This window comes from Sphingomonas sp. NPDC079357, from assembly GCF_044901155.1.
In the GTDB taxonomy this organism is placed as follows: Bacteria; Pseudomonadota; Alphaproteobacteria; order Sphingomonadales; family Sphingomonadaceae; genus Sphingomonas.
The window spans coordinates 71,369-93,962 of record NZ_JBJDOM010000001.1 but is presented as its reverse complement, the minus strand read 5'-3'; the positions used below and the strand labels follow the sequence as shown (position 1 = coordinate 93,962).

Sequence of the window (22,594 nt, the reverse complement as noted above, 5' to 3'; positions counted from 1 at the left end):
CCGCTCCATTGCGCCGAAGGTCGCGATTGACGCGGCGGCTTTCGATGCCTTGTCTGTTCTGATGATGCTAATTTCAATCGTTGCGGCGCTGGCGCTGCTGATCCTCCTCGTCGCACTGCGCGCGCCCCCGTTTCTGGCCTTCGTCGTCTCCGCGCTGTGCGCCGCCTTGTTGCTCGGCGTGCCGCTCGAACATATTTCCGGCGCGATCGAGAAGGGCATCGGGGATACGATTGGGCCAGTCGTCATCACGATCGTGCTCGGCGCATTTCTCGGCAAGCTGATCGCCGACAGCGGCGCGGCGCAGCGGATCGCGGACACGTTGATCGGCTGGTGTGGCCCGGCGCATCTGCCGATCGCGATGGCGGCCACCGGCTTTCTGGTCGGTATTCCCCTGTTCTACAATGTCGGCTTCGTGCTGATGGTGCCGCTGATTTTTTCGATCGTGCTGCGTTCGGGATTGCCGGCGGTGCATGTCGGCATTCCCTTGCTCGCCGGCCTGTCGATCGCGCACGGCTTCCTCCCGCCGCATCCGTCGCCAACCGCGGTAGTGGCGCAGCTCGGTGCCGATCTCGGCGTCACGTTGATCTACGGTCTGATTGTCGGGCTGCCGACGCTCGCGATCGCCGGTCCGCTGTTCGCGACCACGCTGAAGGGGATTGCCACGCCGCCTTCGCCATTGTTCGAGGCGGCCGCGGTATCGCGCGGGCGCCCGTTGCCCGGAGCATTCGCCAGCTTCGCCTGCGCGTTGCTGCCGGTCATCCTCATCGCCGGCGCGACCGCGCTTCATTATGCGCCGGTGTCGCCCGCGACCGCCATCGCGATCGCTTTCGTCGGTCATCCCACCAACGTGCTGTTGCTGTCGATCGGTGTCGGGATCCTCGCGCTTGGGCGCAGCGCGGGGCTGACTCGCGCCGAGATCATGGACGGCTTCACGGTTGCGATCCGCGACATCGCCCCGATCCTGCTCATCATCGCGGGCGCCGGCGCGTTGAAGCAGGTGCTGGTCGAAAGCGGTGCGGACAAGCTCCTGGCGACGCAGCTTGCCGGTCTGCCGCTGCCGCCGCTCGCACTCGGCTGGCTGCTGGCATGCGTGATCCGCATCGCGGTTGGTTCGGCGACGGTTGCCGGACTGACGGCGGGCGGACTGATCCAGCCGGTGATCGTGGCGACGGGGGCGGACGCCAATCTGATGGTGCTGGCGATCGGGGCGGGCAGCTTGATGTGCAGCCACGTCAACGACTCCGGCTTCTGGATGTTCAAGGAATATTTCGGCCTGTCGCTGCGCGATACGTTCCGATCTTGGTCGCTGATGGAGACGCTGGTCGGATTGTTCGGCCTGGTATTCGTCCTGCTGCTCGACGCCTTGCTGCGCCTTGTCTAGCGTCGTTCCGTAAAAGGAGCGGCGATGCACGGGTTCAGGGAATATACGGTCGAGGCCAATGGCATCCGTCAGCACGTGACCGAGGCGGGCGAGGGGCCTGCGATCCTGCTGTGCCACGGCTTTCCCGAACTCGGCTATTCATGGCGATATCAGCTCCGGGCGCTGGCCGAGGCCGGCTATCGCGCGATCGCGCCCGATATGCGCGGTTATGGCCGCACGACGGCCCCGCGTGGCGCCGAACACTATACGATCTTCCACCTGACCGGCGACATGGTCGCCTTGCTCGGCGCGCTCGGCGTGGCGCAGGCGGGGATCGTCGGCCATGACTGGGGTGCGCCGGTGGCATGGACGGCTGCGCAGCTCCGCCCCGATCTGTTCCCCGTGGTGCTGGGAATGTCGGTGCCGTTCGCCCGTCGCGGCTCGATCAGCAGCCTGGACAAATTGCGCCGCGCCGGGCTCGACGCCTTCTATCAACTCTATTTTCAAACGCCGGACCGCGCCGAGCGCGAATTGGAGGCGGACGTGCCGGCCGCGATGCGCCGGATCATGTGGACTCTTTCCGCCGGGCCGGCGTCGCTATGGAGCGGCATGATCGGTGCAGAGGGCGCGTTGGCCGCCTTCCGGGAGCCCGAACACGCAATGCCGTGGCTCAGCGACGCGGATCTCGCTCACTACAGCGCGGCGTTCGGCGCTGCGGGCTTTGCCGGCCCGCTCAACTGGTATCGCAACATCGACCGGAACTGGTCGCTGACCGCGCCGCTGGCGGGATTGTCGATCACACAGCCGGCATGGTTCATCATCGGCGACCGCGATCCGATCCTGCCGTTCGTCAAGCCGGCGCTCGACGCGCTGCCGGAGACGGTGCCGGGTCTGCTCGGCACGACGGTGTTGCCCGGCGTCGGGCATTGGGTTCAGCAGGAGGCAAGCGATGCGGTCAACGCAGTGCTGATCGACTTTTTCGACCGGACCTTGCGCTCGAAGGCGGACAGTCGCACCGCGCGGAGGGGGTGCCGACCTGAACCCTAAACCGCTGGCGAGGTGTCGGCGACCCGATCAAGATCGCGCAGGTCGCGTCCACGCGTCTCGCGACCGAACCATGCGACGAGCACCAGCGACAGCAGCGTCGGCACCATGACCAGCAACGCGGCGTTGCCGATCGACACTGCCATGCCGCTGATCGTGAGAGCCTGCGCGATCAGGCCGCCCGCCTTGGTGCAGGCTGCGACCCAGCCGGTGGCGCGGGCGCGAACCCGCAACGGGAAGCTCTCGGCGGCATAGGGCAGCACGATCGCGATGATGCCGTTCGTTCCCACGATCAGCAACGCCACCGGCAGCACCGGGCTTCCGGCCCCCGCGACTTCAAGGCGCAGCACCAGCAGCAGTCCCGCCAGCGTCAGCGCGATCATCGTGGTCAGTGCCCATTTCGTGCTCCAGCGGCTGTATAGCAGCGCCGCGACGAACACGGTGGGAAAGGCGATCAGCGCGCTTTCGGCAAGCAACCGGCTCGACACGCCGACCGAATATCCCTTTGCGACCAGATCGGCGGGCAGCCACAACAGGAGCCCGAAATTGATCAGCCCCCATGACAGGGCACAGATGCTGAGCGCCGCCAGCTTTCCGTACAGATGCCGCCCGTGCAGCGCCTCCGCGCGCGGCGTCGCGATACGCGCCGGATGCGCTGCCCGCGCCGTCGCGCCGAAGCGTCGCATCACCACCTCGGCTTCCGCGATGCGCCCGCGGGCGAGCAGGAACTTGGCGGATTCCGGAATCAATGCCCCCAGCAGCACCAGCGTCAGCCCGGTCGGCAGGTTGGCCAGCCACAGGATCCGCCACCCGAACAGCGGTTGCAGCACCGCCGACATCCCGCTTGCAGCGAAATAGCCTCCGACCGCGCCCAGTCCGCCGACCAGGACGAGGCTCCAGCCACGATGGCGGCTCGGCATCATCTCGGCGAGCAGCGCATAGGTGACGGGGAGCATGCCGCCTGCCGCCGCGCCCATCATAAAGCACATGGCGATATTCCATGCCAGGCTCGGCATCGCGCCGCAGATCGAAGTGCCGACGAACATCACCGCCGACAGCAGGATCGACGCCTTGCGACCGTAGACGTCGGCGATCCAGCCCCATAGCACCGATCCGGTGACGGTCCCCGCCAATGCGAAAAACGGCACGAGCGACACGGTCTTTTTGGGCACGCCATATTCGGCGATCATGCCCGGCACGGTGAAGCCGAGCGATGCGGGCTTCATGACGTCGATCACCAGCGCGATGACCAGCACCGCCATCAATCCCCAGTGCGCCGGCCCCAGCGTGGCGTCCTCGGGAGCGGCGACGACGATCTCCGCTGCCGCCGCCCGCTGCGCACCGACGTTGCGCGGCAGCAGGCCATAGGCCGCGATCAGGGTTCCCACGACGATCAGCGCCATGCCGCCGAGCATCAGATTGTCCATCGGCATGCCGGCGAGTTGATAGTGCATCGCGCGCGCCATCGCGAACATCGGCAGGTGCGCGACCACGCCGATCGTCACCGCAACGCAGCCGAGGACGAAGGCCCAGATGGCCTGTCGGTCCGACAGCGTGCTCTTGATCGAACCCATATTTTCCTCCGCCACCGTGGCGATAGCCGGGTTGCGCGGGACGGAGAAGCCGTGCCGTGAGGAGCGTTATCCGCTCACTGCCACGCGGCGCGCTCGGGCTGCACCACAACGGTGCGGCTGGCGCGGCGCCCGTCGAGCGTCGTGCTGCGCACCTCGATCGCGCCCTCGGCGGCAACCGGATCGACATAGCGCGTCCACGCCCCGCCCGCCGATCGATACTCGATCCGCGTTCCCGGCAGCTCGCCGATCGCCTCCAGTCGCCCGCCGACGATCCGCGCGCCCGGCGGGGTCAGGCGATAGGTAATGCCGTCGCGATCGAGCGCGGGCAGCCGTTCGGCGACCCGCGCGGCAAAGTCGCGCCACCCGGCGAGCACGGCGCCGCTATCGACTCGCTGGTCGCCATAACTGTAGCGCGCGCCCGGCGCATAGGCCGGCTCCCACGCCGCCCGCGACCAGCCGCGCTCCGCCAGCGCGAACAGTCTCGGGAACAGCATATACTCCACTTGTGAATTACGGCGGACCATCTCGCTCCACAATTGTGCCTGCAGGCCCATGACGTGCCGCCCGGCGGCGAGCGGCGTTCGATCCTCGATCGACCCCGGCCGGTTGAGGATGTCGGTCATCGTCGCGGCATTGGCGGGAAGGTTGCCCGGCATGAAGGCATAGAGACGGAACAGATCGATCTCGCGCGTGGCCCAGGTCGCACCGGGTTCGTCGGGCGACACCGCCTGCGGCATGTCGAGGTAGGTCACGTCCGGCATCGACAGGATCACCGGCCAGCCGTGATTTGCGTGGGTGTGCGCCTCCGTCACCCCGCGATCGAATATCCCGCCCCAGACATAGGATTGCGTCTGCGGCGGCAGGGCGGCGGGATCGGCATGGGTCAGCCCGTCGCTCCATGCGCCGGCGCGGATGCCGCGCTTGGCCAGCATCGTCGCGACCCGCTCGACGAAGCGCGCGCCGAGATGCGCGATCGGAGTGTTCGTCCGCGCGGCCTCCGCCTGACAGGCCGGCGAGTTGCGCCAGGCCCCGGCGGTTTCGTCGGCGCCGATGTGGTACAGCCGCAAAGGCACGCCGGCCTTCGCGTGCAGCCGCGCCATTTCCGCAATCACCGTGTCGACGAAGCGGTAGGTTTGCGGAATGCAGACGTTCAGCGTGTTGTCGTCGTAATTCTGGATGCTGCGATAGCGGGTGGTGTCGGCTGGCTCGACAAGTCGGTAACGGTCCGCCGCCGCGCGTTGTCCTGCCGCCGTCAGCCGACGATAGCGCGCCTCCATTGCCTTGATCGCCGCGCGCGAGTGGCCCGGCATGTCGAACGACGGGACCACGGTGATCTGGCGCGCCTTGGCGGCGGCGAGGATCGCCAGATAGTCGCCGCTCGTCAGATAGCCGTTGGTCGGTGCATCGCGCGCCGGATCGGCACCGAGCTGTGGCTGCAGGCACTTGTCGTCCGACAGATCGAGACAGCGGTACGCACCGACCTGCGTGAGTTCGGGCAGCGCCGGTATCTCCATCCGCCAGCCTTCGTCGTCGCCCAGGTGCAGGTGGAGCGTGTTGAGCTTCAACGCCGCCATTTGTTCGAGCAGCCGCAGGATCTCGGCGCGGTCATGGAAGTTGCGCGCGACATCGATGTGCAGTCCGCGATAGCCGTAGCGGGGCGCATCGGCGACGCTCAGCGGCTTCATGCGCAATCGCTCATGTGCGGCTTGCTGCGCGAGCGAGCGCAACGCATAGGCCGCGCCGGCACTGTCGCGCGCGGCGATGCGGATGCCGCTGGCGGTCACGTCCAGACGATAGCCTTCGGCGGCCAGCGCCGCGTCGCCGATCGTGATCGAAAGAGGAACACGTCCCGCGCCGATCCCGATCCTCGTCAGTTCGGCCAGCGCCGGCGCGAGCGCATCCCGCCTTCCACCGGCAACGGCGACGCGGACTCCGCGGGTGAGGTCCAGCATCGCTCCCTGCGGGCGGCTAGCCTCAGCCGGGGCCGGGAGGATGATGATGTCAGGCGCAGCGGAGGTGCCACGCGCCGCATAGCGCGCGAAGGCGCGCGGCGCGGTCAGCCATACATTCCGATCGGCAGCGGCGGCGGTCGCCAGTCCCGCTTCGTCGGTCATCGGCGCGACATGGGGCAGGGTCTCGAGCCCGGTATCGGGATCGGTGCCGGGCCGGGTCGCGGCGATCACTGCCGGGGCGCTTCCCGGCGCGGCCAGCACTGCATTCGGCAACACGAACGCGCGGGAGAAGAACGGCACGCTGGAGATCAGCCGGATACGATAATGTTGCCCCGCCGCCAACGACTGGCCGGGCTTCAGTGCAAAGATCGTTACATCCCCGTTCACCACCCGACTGGTGAATTCGGGGCTATCGACGTTCAGCACGCTGCCGATCAGGCTGGTATGCAGTTCCAGCCCGGCCGCCGGGGTGACATCCGCCGGCAGATCGAGATCGATGTCGAGCACCATGCATTTGCGCGGCGGTGCCGGGGTCGGCGGCGGCGGAGCGCCGGGATCGACCGGCAGCGGCGGACAGTACGGCGGGCGATTGTCGACGATCGTGACGCGGTAGCCGAGCTGCGCGGCGAGGCGATCGAGGTCGGTGGCGGATGACGAGGCCGGCATGGCACCGACCGGTACCGCGGACGCAAGCAGCACTGCGATCGCCAGCATGCCCATGTTTCTCCTTCTTTTTGGTTCGCGCCTCGAGGCGCCGACAAACGCGATCGTGTCACGTCGTTTTCATCACAACAATACCAAAAAAGCACCTTCGACATAATCAGACACAAACGGGTAACATTTCAGCTTGCAAATTGCCCGCCGAAGCGGTTTGTTGCTCGAAAATAAGATCCGAATGCTGTGGTGGGATGCAGCTTCCGACTGGCGAAGAAGACCAAAATAAAACAACTGGAAAGGGGGCAGTCATGATCGTGAGAGACGTATTGTCATCGGCCAGCGTGCTGGCGCTCATCGTCTCGGCGCCGGCGTGGGCGCAGGACGCGACGACGCCGACCACGACGCAATCCTTGCCTCCGATCCCCCCGGCCGGTCAGATACGCAGCGGGGTCGGCGACACGGGCGACGACATCGTCGTCACCGGCATCCGCGCCTCGATCGAGGCGTCGCTCGCTCAAAAGCGAAAATCCGACATGGTATCGGAGGTGATCACCGCACAGGACATCGGAAAGTTTCCCGACAAGAACGTCGCGGACTCGCTCGGGCGGCTGACCGGCGTCAACGTCGTCACTGGTTCGTCGGCCGGCGGCGGCTTCGGCGAGAACCAGTCGGTATCCATCCGCGGCACAGATCCCGAACTCAACCTGACCTTGCTCGACGGGCACAGCCTCGCCACTGGCGACTGGTTCGTGCTCGATCAGGCAAACGGCGGCCGCAGCTTCAATTTCAGCATGTTCCCGTCTGAAATTGTCGGCAGTCTTGAGGTCTACAAAAGTGCGCAAGCCGACATCCCCGAAGGCGGGATTGGCGGCACGATCAACGTCCACAGCCGCCTGCCGCTTGACCTGCCTGCGGGCACGTTCAATCTCACCGCGCAGGGCGTTTACAACGACTTGTCCGCCAAGTGGAAGCCGCAGGTGTCGGCGGTGGCGAGCTGGAAGAACAAGGCCGGGACGTTCGGCGTGCTGGCGGCGGGCTTCTACGAGGCGCGCGCCTTCCGCCGCGATGGACAGGAGTTCCTCGGCTATGCAACGCAGGAGAATTTCAACAACAGTGGGGTCGAGGTCGCCTATCCGGCGCTGATCGGCGAGGCCTATTTCACGCAGGAACGTATCCGTAAGGGCGGGACCGTGTCGGTGCAATTCAAGCCGACCGACCGGCTGGAGCTGACCGCCACCGGGCTCTACACGCGGATGAGCGCGAACAACGTCAACGTGAACAGCATGGCGTGGACGAGCAAGCTGGTCGGCGACAGCTCGACGCCGGGTACGCCGGGCTACGCCCTCGGCGAATACACCACCAAGGCGTACGGTGGCGTGACCTATCTTACCTCGGCGTCATGGAGCGCAACCGGGGCAGGCGGCTTGCCATCATACGGGCGGGTGCAGGACGATATCTTCCGCTCGGCCTTTTCCTCGACATGGAACGGCACGCTCGAGGCTAAGTGGAAGCCCGCCGACGGCATGACGGTCCACGCGAATATCGGCTATACCGAGGGGCGCGGCGCGACCACGCAGGAACGCGGCTGGGAAACCTATTGGCAAACCGGCATGAGCTACGTGCTTCAGGGCAAGGGCGCGGTTCTGACCTATCCCGGCCTGCCGACCGATCCGACCTCAGCGGCCTATCTCAAGAATTACTTCAGCGGTGTCTGGGGTGGGTCGACGATTTCGCCCGACAAGGAGTTTTACACGCAGGGCGATCTCGAGCAGGAGTTCCCGGACTCGGGCTGGCTTCGCGCCATCAAGACCGGTGCGCGCTTTACGAGCCATCGCCGCGCAGTCGACTCGACCGGGATCCTGTGGGCGGGCAACGAGACCGCGCTTTCGGATCCGGTATACGGCGCGGTGGATACCCGCCAGATCGGCCTGTTCGACGTATATGCCGGCGCAACCACACCGGGCAACTTCAACCGCCGGATTGGCGTGCCGAGCCGTTACTCGCTCGCCGATCTGGACAAGGTGGAGGCGGTGCTCGCGACGCGCGGCGGAACCAGCGAGGCGTTTTATCCGCCGTCGAGCTTTTCGGTAAAGGAAAACGACACCGCTTTCTACGCGATGGCGCGGGTCGGCAACGACAGCAACTGGCGCGGCAATCTCGGGCTTCGGTCGGTTCGGACCGATATCGACACGTTGCAATATTCGCCGAACGTGGCGCCGACGATCGTCAACAAATTTGGCGAATTCGGCGCGGTGCGGGACGGGCGCGCCTATTGGGACGTGCTGCCCAGCGCCAACCTGACCTACAACGCGACCGACAGATTGCTGTTGCGTGGCGCGGTGGCGAAGGTGATGTCGCGTCCGGGCTATGCGCAGCTCGCCGGAGCTTTCTCGGTCGACGATCTCAGCCTGACCGGCAGCGCGGGCGGCAATCCGCGGCTCGATCCCTTTCGCGCGTGGCAATTCAATCTTGCCGCCGAATTCTATTACGCGCCGCAGTCGTTGTTCTCGATCGGCTTGTTTGCGCTCGACATCAGCAACTACATCACCACCACCACGAGCAAGCGATTCTACCGGACCGTTCTCCATCCGAACGGCGCCAATTTCCTTGTCGAGGAGCCGGTGAACGGCGGCGGCGGGTTCAACAAGGGGGCCGAGGTCAATTGGCAACAGCCGATCTGGGGCGGCTTTGGTGTCATCGCCAACTACACCTATTCCGACGCGAAGCGGAACCTTGGCGCAGTCGCCGACGGGGATCGTCTCGGTCGGGATATCGACGGAAATTCCAAGCATACCTGGAATCTGACCGGCTATTTCGAGAATGATCTGGTCAGCACCCGGCTGGCCTACAGCTATCGTTCCAAGTTTCGCTCTGGGATCGATCGCGCGACGCCGATGTGGCAGGACGGTTACGGTCAGCTCGACGGATCGCTCCTGGTGCATGTGACGCGACATCTCGCGCTTAGTGCCGATGCGCAGAATATCGGCAATGCGAAACTCTATTATTTCGTCGGCGACCGTGCGATCCCGCGTTCTTATTACGATAACGGGCGGACCTTTTACGTCGGCGTGCGGGTGACCTATTGATCGGGATCGAAGGGGAGATCGCCTATGACTGCAGCCGCGCCGTCCGATACCGCTCCGTCGACCGGGGCGGTCGCCACCGGCCCTCGTGATCCGCACGATCGAGTTGGGCGGCGTTTACGATCGCTCGACCTGTTGCGTGGGGTGACGGTCGCGGGAATGATCACCGTCAACGCCACCGCCGGGGTGCAGTCGCTCGACAAGCCGGTGTTTGCAACGCTGCTCCACGCCGAATGGACCGGCTTCACGGTGGCGGACACCGTGTTCCCCGCCTTTCTGACGATGGTCGGTGTGTCGATCGCGATATCGTCGCGCGGTGATGCGGCAGGCGCGGCAGCCACGCGGCGCGTGCTGGCGCGGGCGGCGCGGATGATTCTGATCGGATTGCTGCTCGGGCACATGTTCTTCCTGGCAGACTTCCACAAATATGGCGTTCGTCTGCCGGGTGTGCTGCAGCGGATCGGGATCGTCTTCGCAATCTGCGCCTTGCTCTACCCGCGCACCGATACCCGCGTGCGGACGATCGTGGCGGTGGCGCTGTTGCTTGGTTACTGGCTGTTGTGTCTGCTGCCGGTGCCGGGGGGCCAAGCGACCGACCTCTGGGTGCCGGGGCACAATTTCGTATCGTGGGTCGACCGGATAGTCCTGGGCGAGTGGCGCTACGTGAAGGGCCCGTTCGGCTACGATCCCGAAGGACTGCTCGGGACGCTGCCGGCGGTGGCACAGGCGCTGCTGGGGACGTTGGCGGGTGACTTTCTTCGTCGCGGATTGCCGGTGGTGCGCACCAGCAAGGCCTTGCTCATCGCCGGGCTGGCCGGGGCCGCCGCCGGACTGGCGTGGGGGATGCTGTTCCCGATCGCGAAGAACCTGTGGACGAGCAGCTTCGTGCTGCTGTCGACGGGGCTGACCGTGGCGATGCTCGGGCTGTTCCACTGGTGGTTCGATCGCGACGATCGTCCGGCGCGCAAGGGCGATCTGTTCGGCAGCTTCGGGCGCAACGCCATCGCCGCCTACGTGCTGCACGAGGTCGCGTCGATCATCCTGACCGGTGACGCGATCCAGTTGCCGTTCAAGGTACTGGCACCGCTCGTCGGCACGCAGGTCGCGGCGCTGGCCCCTGTGGCATTGTTCGTCACGATCGTCTGGTATCCGATCGCCTATATGGACCGGCGCGGCTGGTACCTGCGCGTTTAGCCGGGCATTAACCGGTGTAACGCTATCGTCCTTGGCATAAGCCGAGGGGATGTCATGACTTTTCGTAATCTTTCCATTCCTCGAAAGCTTGCGCTTGCCTTCGCCTCGCTCATCGCGACCTTCACCGCGGTCAGTGTGGTCGTGTTCGTGAACGTCACACGGTTGCACGAGGTCGCGGTGCAACGCGACCAGGCGAAGCTCGCGTCCGATCATGCGGACGACATGCTGAGCGGCGTCGTCGAGGGGCAAAGCGCGGTGCGTGGCTACGTCCTGCTGGGCCAGAAGGCCTTCCTCGACACCCATGAGGAAAATCGTGCCGCCATCAGCGCTGCCGCTGCCCGCTTGCGGCAGAGCGCGCCGCGTCCCGATCAGCTTCGACGCGTCGATAACTTCATCGGCGAGGTTACCAAGTGGCAGACGAAGAAGGTCGCGCCGACGCTCGCCGCCTATGAAAATCCGGCGACCCGGGAGACCGCGCGTGAACTGGCCGGCTCGAAACAGCTTGGCGGCATCCGGAAGGTGCACAAGGCCATCCAGGCCGCTCAGGATGAATGGGTCGCGCGGCAGGATGTCGAGCAGCAACATGCCGAACGGATGGTCGAACTGGCGCTCGGGCTGGGTGGCTTGTTCGCGATCACGCTGGCCGGCGCACTCGGCTGGCTCTTGTCGCGGTCGATGGCGAAGCCGGTCGTCGACATCGCGGCGATCATGGGGGAGATGGCCTCGGGCCGCACCGACATCGCGGTGCCCAGCACCGATCGCGGCGACGAGATCGGCAGCATCGCCAAGGCGGTGCTCGTCTTCCGCGATGCCGCCGTCGAGAAACAGCGCGCCGACCACGAACGGCAAGCGGTCATGGACGATATGGCAGCGGGGCTCCAGCGGCTGGCGAACGCCGACCTCGGCACGCGGCTGTCTGGTTTCCCGCCCGTCTTCGCGCGGCTTGAAAGCGATTTCAATCGAGCGATCGAGGCGATGGCGCAGGTTATGTCGGCGGTGATGCATGCCTCCAGCGACATCAAGAGTGGCGCGGCCGATATCCGTTCCGCCTCCGACGATCTGTCGCAACGCACCGAGCAGCAGGCCGCCAGCCTTGAGCAAACCGCCGCCGCGATGGAGGAAATCACCAGCACGGTGCGACAGACCGCGAAGGACGCCGCGGAGGCGGACAAGATCGTCGCCGCGGCGCGGCATGAGGCCGCGATCTCCGGCGATGTCGTGCGGCGTGCGGTCGAGGCGATGGGCGGGATCGAGCGCTCGTCGGGCGAGATCAGCGATATCATCAGCGTCATCGACGCCATCGCCTTCCAGACCAATCTGCTGGCGCTCAACGCCGGGGTCGAGGCCGCGCGGGCGGGTGACGCTGGCAAGGGGTTCGCGGTGGTCGCACAGGAGGTGCGCGCGCTGGCGCAACGCTCCGCCGACGCCGCAAAGGACGTGAAGTCCAAGATCACCGCCTCGTCCGAGCAGGTCGATCTCGGGGTCGAGCTGGTCGCAGAGGCCGGCACCGCCTTGCAGACGATCAACGCGCGGATCAGCGATATCAGCGCGTTGATGTCCGCCATCAGCGCCGCGGCCGAGCAGCAGGCGATCGGGCTTCAGCAGGTGAACACCGCCGTCTCAGAGATGGACGGCGTCACCCAGCAGAATGCGGCGATGGTCGAGGAAGCGACCGCCGCGGCGCGCAGCCTGGCCAGCGAGGCCGACGAACTGTCGCGCCAGGTGTCGCGCTTTGCGGTCGAGGCGGCGGGCGCGACCGACCGGCGGATGCCGCGTGTCGATCGTCTCGCCGCCTGACCCGGTGAGGAGATAGGATCGTCGGCGGCTTACGGGATGAGCCGCGCGGCGCGCAGCCGATCGAACAGCGCAAAAAACGCATCGTCGGTCGGCTGGTAGCCGGTAAAGCCCAGCCGCCGGCTCTTGCTCATGTCCGTGACGACCTCGATCGGTCGCCCCAGATCGGCATCGGTGTGCCACGGCGAGGCGAGCCGCGTCAGATCGGGCTCGGCTAGTCCTTCTCGCATCGCAATTTCGCGCCACAGCGCCGCATCGTCGGCCATCTGCTGCTCCAGCGGGCGCACGACGCCGTCGAACGCCGCTGCCTCCACGCCGAACCAGTGCGCGATCCGCTCCCACATCCACTGCCAGCGGAAGACATCGCCGTTGACCACGTTGAACGCCTGATCGTGCGCCGCGGGCGTGTCGGTGGCCCAGAGCAGATGCCGCGCAAGTTGACCCGCGTCGGTCATGTCCGTCAGCCCCGACCATTGCGCCGCCGAACCGGGGAAAGTGAAGGGACGTCCCCTCTCACGGCACAGCGTCGCATAGACCGCCAGCGTCGTACCCATGTTCATCGCATTGCCGACCGCGAGGCCGATCACGGTGTGCGGCCGGTGAACGCTCCATGTAAAGCCGTCGCGCGCCGCCGCGGCGAATACCTCGTCCTCCTGCGCATAATAGAAGTTCTCGACGTCCAGCCGGCCCTGTTCCTCGCGAAACGGCGTCTGCGGCAATACTCCCTTTCCATAGGCCTCGAACGGCCCGAGATAGTGTTTGAGGCCGGTGACGAGCGCGACATGCCGCGGGCCGTTTGGACGCGGGAGCGCGTTCAACAGGTTGCGGATCATGCCACCGTTGACGCGGATGTTCGCGGCTTCGCTGTCCTGACGCGCCCAGGTCGTGATGAAGACCGCGTCGGGATGAAGATCGCGCAGCGCGGCGCTGGTTGCGTCGGCGTCCTGCAGGTCGGCCGCGATCGGCTGTACGTCGGGTTGCGTCGCTGGCCGCCGCGCCAGCCCATGGACGGTCCAGCCACGCTCGACCAGCAACGCCGCCGTCGCCGCGCCGACGATCCCGCTCGCACCCACCACCAAAGCCGTCTTCGACATAAAATCTCCTTGTGTGGTGAGAAGCTAGGCAGCGTTCGCCCGCACTTCTAGACGGCACTGTCTCCCTCCCCAGGCACCGAAAGGTAACCAGATGCAGCCCGGTACCGATGATGAAGCATGGCGGGAGGATTGCGCCCCCCGCCGCGTGCTCGAGCTGTTTGCCACCAAATGGACCAGCATGGTGCTGCATACGCTCCATGTGCGGCACGACGGCGCGGCACGCACCGGCGTGCTCCAGCGCAGCCTGCCGGGCATTTCCAAGAAGATGTTGACCCAGACGGTCCGTGACATGGAAGCGAGCGGATTGCTGACGCGGCATGTGCGCAATGCGATGCCGCCGATGGTCGAGTATCGCCTGACGGCGCTTGGTCGCCGCTTCGTCGAGCCGATCGAGGCGCTGTATGCCTGGGGGCGCGACAACGCCGATGCGCTCGACGCCCTCCAGCCACGGCCAAGCTCGCGCCGGCCCTAGGCAACTCGTCGATCGAATCCTGACGCAGTCGAGCGGAAGCGGCAAAAACCGCAACGCCTGCAATGACGTACCCGAACTAGAAGCATCCGGTTTGACGATAATCGAATTTAATAAAGCAGATTGACAATTCGAGATGGCTGGACCTAATTGGCCTTACCAATAGGGCTGGCCAAACGCTGAGGCGTGATGCGAACCGGCCCGGATGGAGATCTGGAGCATAGCTCCGCAGGGGAGGGGAAGTTTGATGGGGTTCGCCGCACGTCGGCATCGGTCGTTCGATGCCGTGCTACTCGCCGCCACGATGCTGGCCGGTACGCCCGCGCTTGCGCAGCAGGACAATGCAGCCGCGAACCCGCCGACGCCCACCGTCGCCACGCCCGCCAACCCCGATCAAACCACGGCGGCCGACCCGCAGTCGCAGCCGGAAGCGATACCGCAACCGGAAGGCGACATCGTCGTCACCGGCTTCCGGCAAAGCTACGCTGATGCAATTCGCTCGAAGCGGAACGACATTGCGATCACTGATGGCATTTCGTCAGATGGTCTTGGCCGCTTTCCGGACCTTAACGTCGGCGAGGCGTTGCAACGGGTGCCCGGCGTCCAGATCAACCGCGAGGCCGAGGGTCGCAACGCCACGATCAACCTGCGCGGCCTGCCCGGCGAATATGCGCGGCTGACGCTGAACGGCGTCGCTTTCGCCGAACCGATCCTGACCGAAGCCGCGCCGCTCGGCGCGTTCAACGCCGATATTTTCAGCGCGATCGTCATCGACAAATCGCCGCTCGCCAACGCCCAGTCGGGCGGGTTGTCAGGCAACGTCGACCTGCAGATCGCCCCCGCGCTCAGCCGCAAGGAAGGCGGCTTCACCAAGGCTGCGCTGGAATACAACCAGCTTGGCGACAAGTTCGCACCGGCCGCAACCGTCGGCTACAACCACCTGTTCTCCGACAGCTTCGGCGTGTTCGCGGTGCTCGCGTACAAGAAGGAGAATTTTCGCCGCGATACCGTCCAGTTCAACAGCTATTCGAGCTTCTCGGCCGCACAGGCACAGGCCAATGCCAGCACGCTGGGCAGCTATTATGCCAGGTCCGCGGCCTGCCCGTCGTGCACCGGGGCGACGTCGACCAGCGGCGTGCTCTACAATTCGCAGCTTCGCCAATATTCGCGGCTCAACCCCGGTGATCTCTACACCGGCGCGGCGGGTGCCGAATGGAAGCCCGACGATCGCACGCGCGTCAGCCTCACCGGTTTCTACACCGACCGTCGTCTGCCCAAGACGACGCAATATATTTCGATCATCAGCCAGAACGACGCCAGCTTCCTCACCCCGACCAGCGCGCCGGTGAAGCTGGATGACGGTCGCTATGTCGTCACCGACTACGACTTCACCAACCCCGATGCGCGCGCCTCGACCCGCCGGCTCGGCATCCGCCAGAGCAGCTGGGGGCTGAACGGCAAGGCGGAGTGGAGCGACGATTCCTGGCGGCTGTCGACCGTGTTCACCGCGTCGCGCGCGAACAATCGTTCCGAAGAAACCTCGATCGACTTCGACCGGCTTCAGACGTCGGCCGGTAACGGCGGCAGCGGGACGCTGCGCACCGGGGCTGGCGATGTCGGCAACATGTATTACGCGCTCGCGCCGCAGCCGCTGATCACCAGCGCGGTGCCGACGTGGATCTGGGGCGGCGTGTCCGATCCAACCCAATATTACAACTCGTCCACGGCCTCGGCGCGCACCAACCGTTTCCAGCTGACCGGCACGCAGAGCTATGCCGAGAACCAGTTGCTCGCGTATCAATGGGATGTCGAGCGGACCTTCCAGGACAGCTTCATCAGCGGCATCCAGACCGGTTTCCGCTTCGAGCATAACAAGTTCATCTCGCAGGGCTATCGCACCTCGGGCTTCGGGCTTCAGACGCAGAACATCGACGGCTCCTTCGTCCAGACCGCGCCGGTCGCGGGCGACTTCTTCGGCGGCAAGCTGGGGACGTACAGCACCAACTGGCAGGCGACCCGCTTCGACTATGCGCTGTCGAAGCTGCTGCCGGTCACGCTCTATCCTGGCGGCGCGCTGTCGCCGGCGGGGTTCAACATCCGCTACAACGACAACAATTACGCGCTCTACAATTTTACCAATCAGACCGACATCGCCTCCGGCTATGCGCAGGCGAAATATGCCTTCGACATCGGCGGCATCCGGATCCGTGGCAACGGCGGCCTCCGTTACGAATATGCGCGCAACACCATCGACGCGCTCGACCGGATCTCGCTGACCGGGACGATCGGTTCGCCCGCCGATTTCCGCACCAACACCTACAGGCAGGGCTACGGCAAGCTGCTGCCGTCGTTCATCGTCGTCGCCGACCTCACCGACAAGCTGTTGCTGCGCGGTGCCGCCTATCGCACCTATGTGCGCCCGCAGCCGCGCCAGTTCACGCCCTCGACGATCGTCGGCAATCCGATCAACGGCGTATATTCGCTGACGCTCGGCAACCCCGATCTGAAGCCCTATGAGTCGACCTCGTTCGACGCCTCGCTGGAATGGTACAACCGTCCGAACGGCATCATCTCGGTCGCGGCCTTCCAGAAGCGGATCACCGGGCTGATCGCCCAGATTACCGATCCGACCCGCCTGTGCCCCGCCGACGGCGCGGCGCTGGGTCTGGGCAACCTGCGCGTGAACGGCGACCGCTGCGAAAGCGATCAGATCTACACCGGCGGCGCGGTGCCGACGCCGTTCCTCGTCACCGCCGCCGGCTTCGTCAACCAGGACAATCCGGTCACGGTGCGCGGGCTGGAGTTCAATCTCCAGCAGTCGCTCGACTTCCTGCCCGGCGCGTTGCGGCATCTGGGCGGCGGCTTCAACTATGCCTTCACCGGGATCAGCGGCAAGACCGCGACCGGCGCCACCGCGACGCTGCCCGGCGTGTCGAAGCACAATGCCAACGTCATCGGCTATTACGAAACCGACGCCGGCGGCATCCGCCTCGTCTACAACATCCGCAGCAAATACGATCTCGCCTCGGCCGGCACCTTCACCGGCGCGGCGCGGCAGGTGAAGGCGCGTGGACAGCTCGATCTGTCGGCCTCGGCCAACCTCACCGACACCGTGTCGCTGTCGTTCGACGCCTACAATCTCACCAATGCGATCCGCGTCGAGTACGAAAACGATCCGCGGCTGATCCGTCGCGCCGACTATGACGGGCGCACCTTCACCGTCACCGCCCGCGCCACTTTCTGAGTCCCTTCCCTGAGGGCGACTGCGGCGCTTCCCGTTTCCGGAAGCGCCGCTTTTTTTGCTACGGCCCGGACAGCCGTCGAACAAAGGAACGTGCATGAAGACCAGCACCGGCGTCGCCCTCGGCCTCCTCCTCGCGGCCAGCTCGTCGATGGCGGTGTCCGGCGACGGACCGGGCCTGTTTCGCTACGTCGATCCGCGCGTCGGCAACGGCAACGACGATCAGGGCGACACGGTGCCGGGCCCGACACGCCCGGCCGGCTCGATCCATCCCAGCCCGCAGACGTTGGTCGGCAGCAACGCGGGCTACGATCGCGACGCACCGATCAGCGGCTTCGCGCAGCTTCATACGCAAGGGTCGGGCGGGCGCACTACCTACGGCACCTTCCTGATCTCGCCGCAGACCGGCGCGCCCATTTTCGACGAGGCCCGCCACCTCTCGCCCAAGGCTGACGAGCGTGTCGCCGCGGACGCCTATGCGGTGACGCTGACCCGCTACGGCATTCGCGCCGAGGTGACGCCCGCGCCTTTCGCGGCGATCTATCGCTTCAGCTATCCCGCCGGACAGCCGGCGACGATGGTCTTCGACCTCACGCGCAAGATCCGCGGCGAATTGGCGAGCGCCGGTTCGGACGTGACGATCGACCCGGTGCGCGGCCGAATCACCGGGCGGGTGCGGACGCGCAATTACTGGAACCCGGCTGAGGTCGATATCTGGTTCGTCGCGCAGCTCGATCGCAAGCCGACGCGCTGGGGCGTCCACGTCGGCGGCGCAGATCGCGAAGGCGTGACGCAGGCGAGTGCACCGGGCGACACCCAACTCGCCGGCTGGTGGCAGTTCGACACCAAAGCCGTGACGCCGGTGCAATTGAAGGTGGCAATTTCGTTCAGCAGCGCGTCCCGCGCCGCCGAATTGCTCGACGAAGATATCCCCGGTTGGGACTTCGAGGCGGTCCGTCGCGGCACGCAGGCGGCATGGAACCGCGAACTCGCGCGCGCCACGATCGACGGCGTTCCCGACACCGAAAAGCGCCGCTTCTACACTGCCTTATACCATAGTGCGGTCCAGCCACGCGACCGCACCCGCGATCAATTGCTCGCCGACCGCAAGACCCCGTATTGGGACGATTATTACACCCTGTGGGACACTTACCGCACCGGCTTCCCGCTGATGTCGCTGCTACGCCCCGGCGTCTACCGCGACAATGTCGCCTCGATCGTCCGCACCTATCGCCGCTTCGGCGCGGCGCATACCGCCTTCATAGCAGGGCGAAATTACCACGTCGGGCAGGGCGGGGACGAGGTCGACAACGTGCTGGGCGAGGCGCTGATCCGCGGCGTGCCCGGCATCGACTGGCGCAGCGCGGCCCCGGTCGCGCTCCATAACGCCTTGGAAGAACGCAGTTCCCGCTACCGCTCGCAGGGCTGGTTCGCGGTCGGCGACCGCAGCCCGGAGCCCGACAACCAACGCGCCCGCTCGGGTTCCTCGACGCCCGCCTTCGCACTCAACGATTTCTACGCCGCGCGCCTCGCCGAAGCGGTTGGCGACACCGCCAGCGCCGCGCGCCTCCGCAAGCGTTCGCGAAGCTGGCGAAACGTCTGGAATCCGGAGGCGACGAGCGATGGCTATCGTGGCTTCATCATTCCGCGCTACCCCGACGGACGCTTCCAGCCGCTCGATCCCAAGATCGGATGGGACGGAAAAAAGTACGAGAACGTCGGCTTCTACGAGGGCACGGCATGGGTTTATTCCTATGCGATGCTCCACGACGTGCCGGGCATGATCGACGCGATGGGCGGACGCGCGCTGTTCACCGATCGGCTCCGTCACGCACTCGATACGGGCCTGATCGATATCACCAACGAACCGAGCTTCGCGACGCCGTGGCTCTTCAGCGAAGTTGGTCGTCCCGATCTGGCGAGTTTCTGGGCAGACCGGATCTTCCGACGCTTCACTGCCGACGCCTATCCGGGGGACGAGGACAATGGAGCGATGAGTTCGCAGTATGTTTTCAACCGCCTGGGCCTGTTTCCGAAGCTGACGACCGACCTCTATTATCTGCACGCCCCGCACCAGCCGCGCGGCACGATCGCCGGTTCGGGGGGCAAGCGCTTCACGATTGTCGCCGACAATTGGCAGGCGGGGCGCATCTACATTGCCTCAGCGTCGCTGAACGGTCGCGCCATCGACACACCGTTCATCCACCAGCGCGACATCACCCGTGGCGGCACGCTGCGGCTCGTGCTTTCCGACACGCCGACGCGCTGGGCACAAGGAACCTCAGGCGCGCTGAAGCCACGCCGCTAGCGACAGTGTGTCGCTGGCGGCGATTTTGGCGCACATGCTGTGGCGCATCAGCTCCAATGCCCATTGCTGTCGCCCGCCACCGTGTCCTCGGGCGCCGCGACTTGCCTCCGCGCGGTAATGATCGACGATCGCACCGCATCGACCGCGATCACCTGTCCGCCGTGTAGGTAGACCACCGAGAAGGAGCGTGTCGCAGGATCGCCGCGCCACGCCGCGTTATCGACACAGCGGCAAGGCCGACGGTTTGCCGTTTGAGGTCATTTTGCTTCGACCTCGGACAAATGGCCGGTGATCCGAGGGCTTTACGTCAATGCTCTTCCGATGCTGATGCGGAAAACACCTCAATAGATGTCGCGGCGATAGCAACCCGCTTCGAGCATTCGCTCGAGCATTTCCGCTCCCACGATCTCCGCGAGTGCCGCATGAACGCCGGGCGCCATGCCGGCGATGCTGCCGCATACATAGATCGCGGCCCCGGCATCAACGGCCGCGGCGATGCGCTCGCTCGCCGCAGCCACGGCATGCTGTACATAGCGCGGTCCGTCGCCAAGCCGCGACCAGGCGGCGGTGGTCTCGGTCAGAATGCCGTCGGCGGTCAGGCCGGCGCGCGCGTCGGCGAGGAAATCGTCGTGCGCGGGATGCCGCTCGCCGAAGAACAGCCATGCGGGCGCGCCGCCCTCGCTCGCGCGCTGCCGAAGATGGGCGAGGAGCCCGGCAAGGCCGGTGCCGTTCCCGATCAGGATCAGCGGCGTCGCGCAATCGGCAGGTGCATGGAAGGCGGGATTGCTGCGGATGCGCGCTTGAACGAGGCCGTTCACCGCGGCACCCTGCGTCAGCCAGCCAGAGCCCAGCCCCGCAAAGCCGTCGGCCGCCCGACAGGCGCGCACGATCAACTCGACGCGTCCGCTCCCCGGCACCGAGGCGATTGAATAGTCGCGATGCGGCAACGGCTGCAACATGTCCGGATCGACCGCGTCAATATACCCGGGGCCGAGCAATCGCGTCATCAGCGTTGCCCGCATTTCGGGCGTGTCCGGCAAGTCATTCGCCCGCAGAAAGGCCTGTACCCGCGCCGGGTCCTGCTGCGGCAGGACTTCCAGAATGTCACCGGCCACCCAATCGGCCGGGCCGTCGGTGGGCTCCAGCACGATGTGCCATGCCGGGTCGCCGGCGCTGCCGTGATTGAGCAGGTGCCGCTCGACCAGGCGCCACGTCCCCATCGGGGCAGGCGCCCAGTCCGGCTGATCGGTACGCGCGCCCAGCCCGGCGAGTTGCTGCTGCCAGTGGCGCTGCGCATCCGCGTCGTCGCCATCCGCCTCGACCGTGTCGAACAGCCGACCGGCGCCCGCATCGTGGAGCCAGTGATCGACGCGGTGGCCGAAGGCGCAGAAGTCACGATACTCGCGGTCGCCCATCGCCAGCACGGCATAGGACAGATGCGACAGGTCGGGGGCGGTCGCGCCCATGGCGCGCGCGAAGCCACGCGCAGCGTCGGGCGGCTCGCCTTCGCCATAGGTGCTCGCGACGACCAACAGCCGCTCGGCGCGCTTCAGCGATGCGGCGTCGAGTGCCGCGATCGGCAGCGCCGCAGCACCGGGCAGCGCCCGCGCGGTAAGTCGCGCGATCCGTTCGGCCGTGCCGGTCTGACTGGCGAAGGCGACCAGGGTGGTCGTCTCTACCGTCGCGGCGACCGGAGCGACCGCAACCAGAAGACGCTTGCGGCGTCGCCGCGCGAAATAGAGCAGGAAGCCGGTAATGGTGAAGAGCGGCATCGTCATGCTCGACAGCATCATGGCGATCCGGCCGACGGTCCCGAAATAGGCGCCGCGGTGAATTTCCAGAACGCTGGTGACGAGGTCTTCGCCCAGCGGACGCGCGGCATAGCGCGTGTCCGCGACGATCCTGCCGCTGCGGCTGTCGACGGTGAGTTCGTCGGAAACGCGGTCGTGCCGCGCGCCGGGCAATTTGGCGCGGAACTGCACCATCGCACCGTCACGGCTGCTCGCGGTGACGCTGTCATAAGGGCGCCCGGCGGTCGCGCGCGCAAACGTCTGCCAGGCACGCGGCCAGTCCGCCTCCTGTCCTTTGACGGCGCGTCCACGCGCTTCATGGCTGCGTTCGACCGTCAGCAGATGCTGCACGCCGCTGCGGTACCAGTCATACGACCACCAAAGACCGGTCCCGGCGCTCACGAGATAGAAGACGAGCACCCAGCCGCCGACCACCGCATGGAGTGCGCGGTACAGGTTGCGCCCGGTCATCCGGACATCGATGACCAGCCAGTTGCGCCAGTCGAGCGGCCGTCGCGGCCAGCGCAGATAAAGGCCGGAGAGCGCGAAATAGATCAGCGACAAGGCCGCGAAGCCGGTGATCTGTCGTCCCCAGCCGTTGCCGTTCCCGGGTAGCGCAAGCCAGCGATGCAAATTCTCTACCACGCCGTAGAAGCGCTCGCCGCACGGCGCGCCAAGCACAGCGCCGCTCGCGGGATTGAGGAAGGTGCGCTGCCGCTCTTTTGATCCCTTGACGGTAAAGGTCACCGCCGCGGCGCGTTTTGGGTCACGCTCGACCACCAGCCGGCTGATCTTCGCGTCCGGCAATTGCGCCTTGAAGCGTGCGATCAGGGCCGGCGCGGGAAGGGCGGGCGTCGGCGACGGCGCGATCGTGACGACGCCGGGATTTAGCGCGGCGATGACCTCTGGCTCGAAGCTCATCAGCGCGCCGGTCACGCCCATCACCGCCAGGACAAGCCCGGCGGTAACTCCGAGAAACCAATGAAGCTGAAACAGTACCGACCGTAACATCAACCCGCATGCCCCCGCTAGTG

12 protein-coding genes and 1 pseudogene are annotated in these 22,594 nt (G+C 66.1%); 8 read left to right on the top strand and 5 right to left on the bottom strand.

The features are described from left to right. Window positions 1-61: 61 nt before the first annotated feature. A complete protein-coding gene (locus ACI2JO_RS00360; protein ID WP_404718779.1) occupies window positions 62-1,381 on the top strand; it encodes a GntP family permease in 1,320 nt (439 codons plus the stop codon). A gap of 24 nt (window positions 1,382-1,405) precedes the next feature. Beyond that, on the top strand, window positions 1,406-2,407 hold the full coding sequence (locus ACI2JO_RS00355) for an alpha/beta fold hydrolase (RefSeq protein ID WP_404718778.1): 1,002 nt from the start codon (window positions 1,406-1,408) through the stop codon (window positions 2,405-2,407). On the opposite strand, the gene ACI2JO_RS00350 is transcribed toward ACI2JO_RS00355, so the two are convergent. Next, the gene (locus tag ACI2JO_RS00350) at window positions 2,404-3,978 is read right to left on the bottom strand and encodes an MFS transporter (RefSeq protein ID WP_404718777.1); all 1,575 of its coding nucleotides are present in this window, start codon (window positions 3,976-3,978) and stop codon (window positions 2,404-2,406) included. The genes ACI2JO_RS00355 and ACI2JO_RS00350 overlap by 4 nt on opposite strands. A 74-nt stretch (window positions 3,979-4,052) precedes the next feature. Beyond that, a complete protein-coding gene (locus ACI2JO_RS00345; protein WP_404718776.1) occupies window positions 4,053-6,644 on the bottom strand; it encodes a family 20 glycosylhydrolase in 2,592 nt (863 codons plus the stop codon). Window positions 6,645-6,895: 251 nt separating this feature from the next. Here ACI2JO_RS00345 and ACI2JO_RS00340 point away from each other — a divergent pair, with 251 nt between their 5' ends. Genes ACI2JO_RS00340 through ACI2JO_RS00330 form a run of 3 tightly spaced genes read left to right on the top strand, consistent with a single transcriptional unit; the run spans window position 6,896 to window position 12,661 of the window. Next, on the top strand, window positions 6,896-9,673 hold the full coding sequence (locus tag ACI2JO_RS00340) for a TonB-dependent receptor (RefSeq protein WP_404718775.1): 2,778 nt from the start codon (window positions 6,896-6,898) through the stop codon (window positions 9,671-9,673). A 24-nt stretch (window positions 9,674-9,697) separates the two neighbouring features. Continuing rightward, window positions 9,698-10,864 (top strand): acyltransferase family protein, encoded by a 1,167-nt coding sequence (locus ACI2JO_RS00335; RefSeq protein ID WP_404718774.1) that lies wholly within the window; start codon window positions 9,698-9,700, stop codon window positions 10,862-10,864. A 54-nt stretch (window positions 10,865-10,918) separates the two neighbouring features. Beyond that, window positions 10,919-12,661 carry a methyl-accepting chemotaxis protein gene (locus ACI2JO_RS00330; RefSeq protein WP_404718773.1) on the top strand — a complete coding sequence of 581 codons (1,743 nt, stop codon included), beginning with the start codon at window positions 10,919-10,921 and terminating at the stop codon, window positions 12,659-12,661. A gap of 29 nt (window positions 12,662-12,690) precedes the next feature. On the opposite strand, the gene ACI2JO_RS00325 is transcribed toward ACI2JO_RS00330, so the two are convergent. Then, complete coding sequence (locus ACI2JO_RS00325) at window positions 12,691-13,752, bottom strand: SDR family oxidoreductase (RefSeq protein WP_404718772.1); 1,062 nt, start codon at window positions 13,750-13,752, stop codon at window positions 12,691-12,693. Between the two features lie 91 nt (window positions 13,753-13,843). On the opposite strand from ACI2JO_RS00325, the gene ACI2JO_RS00320 reads away from it, so the two are divergent. From ACI2JO_RS00320 to ACI2JO_RS00310, 3 genes are all read left to right on the top strand, one after another. Then, on the top strand, window positions 13,844-14,224 hold the full coding sequence (locus ACI2JO_RS00320) for a winged helix-turn-helix transcriptional regulator (RefSeq protein WP_404718771.1): 381 nt from the start codon (window positions 13,844-13,846) through the stop codon (window positions 14,222-14,224). Window positions 14,225-14,468: 244 nt separating this feature from the next. Then, window positions 14,469-17,465: a TonB-dependent receptor gene (locus tag ACI2JO_RS00315; protein ID WP_404718770.1), complete on the top strand. Its 2,997-nt coding sequence runs from the start codon at window positions 14,469-14,471 to the stop codon at window positions 17,463-17,465. Between the two features lie 94 nt (window positions 17,466-17,559). After that, complete coding sequence (locus tag ACI2JO_RS00310; RefSeq protein WP_404718769.1) at window positions 17,560-19,770, top strand: GH92 family glycosyl hydrolase; 2,211 nt, start codon at window positions 17,560-17,562, stop codon at window positions 19,768-19,770. Window positions 19,771-19,895: 125 nt separating this feature from the next. Here ACI2JO_RS00310 and ACI2JO_RS00305 read toward each other — a convergent pair. After that, a pseudogene (locus ACI2JO_RS00305) lies at window positions 19,896-20,041 on the bottom strand (oxidoreductase C-terminal domain-containing protein); the annotation flags it as partial. A gap of 70 nt (window positions 20,042-20,111) precedes the next feature. Continuing rightward, window positions 20,112-22,571 (bottom strand): PepSY domain-containing protein, encoded by a 2,460-nt coding sequence (locus tag ACI2JO_RS00300; protein WP_404718768.1) that lies wholly within the window; start codon window positions 22,569-22,571, stop codon window positions 20,112-20,114. Between the last annotated feature and the right edge of the window lie 23 nt (window positions 22,572-22,594).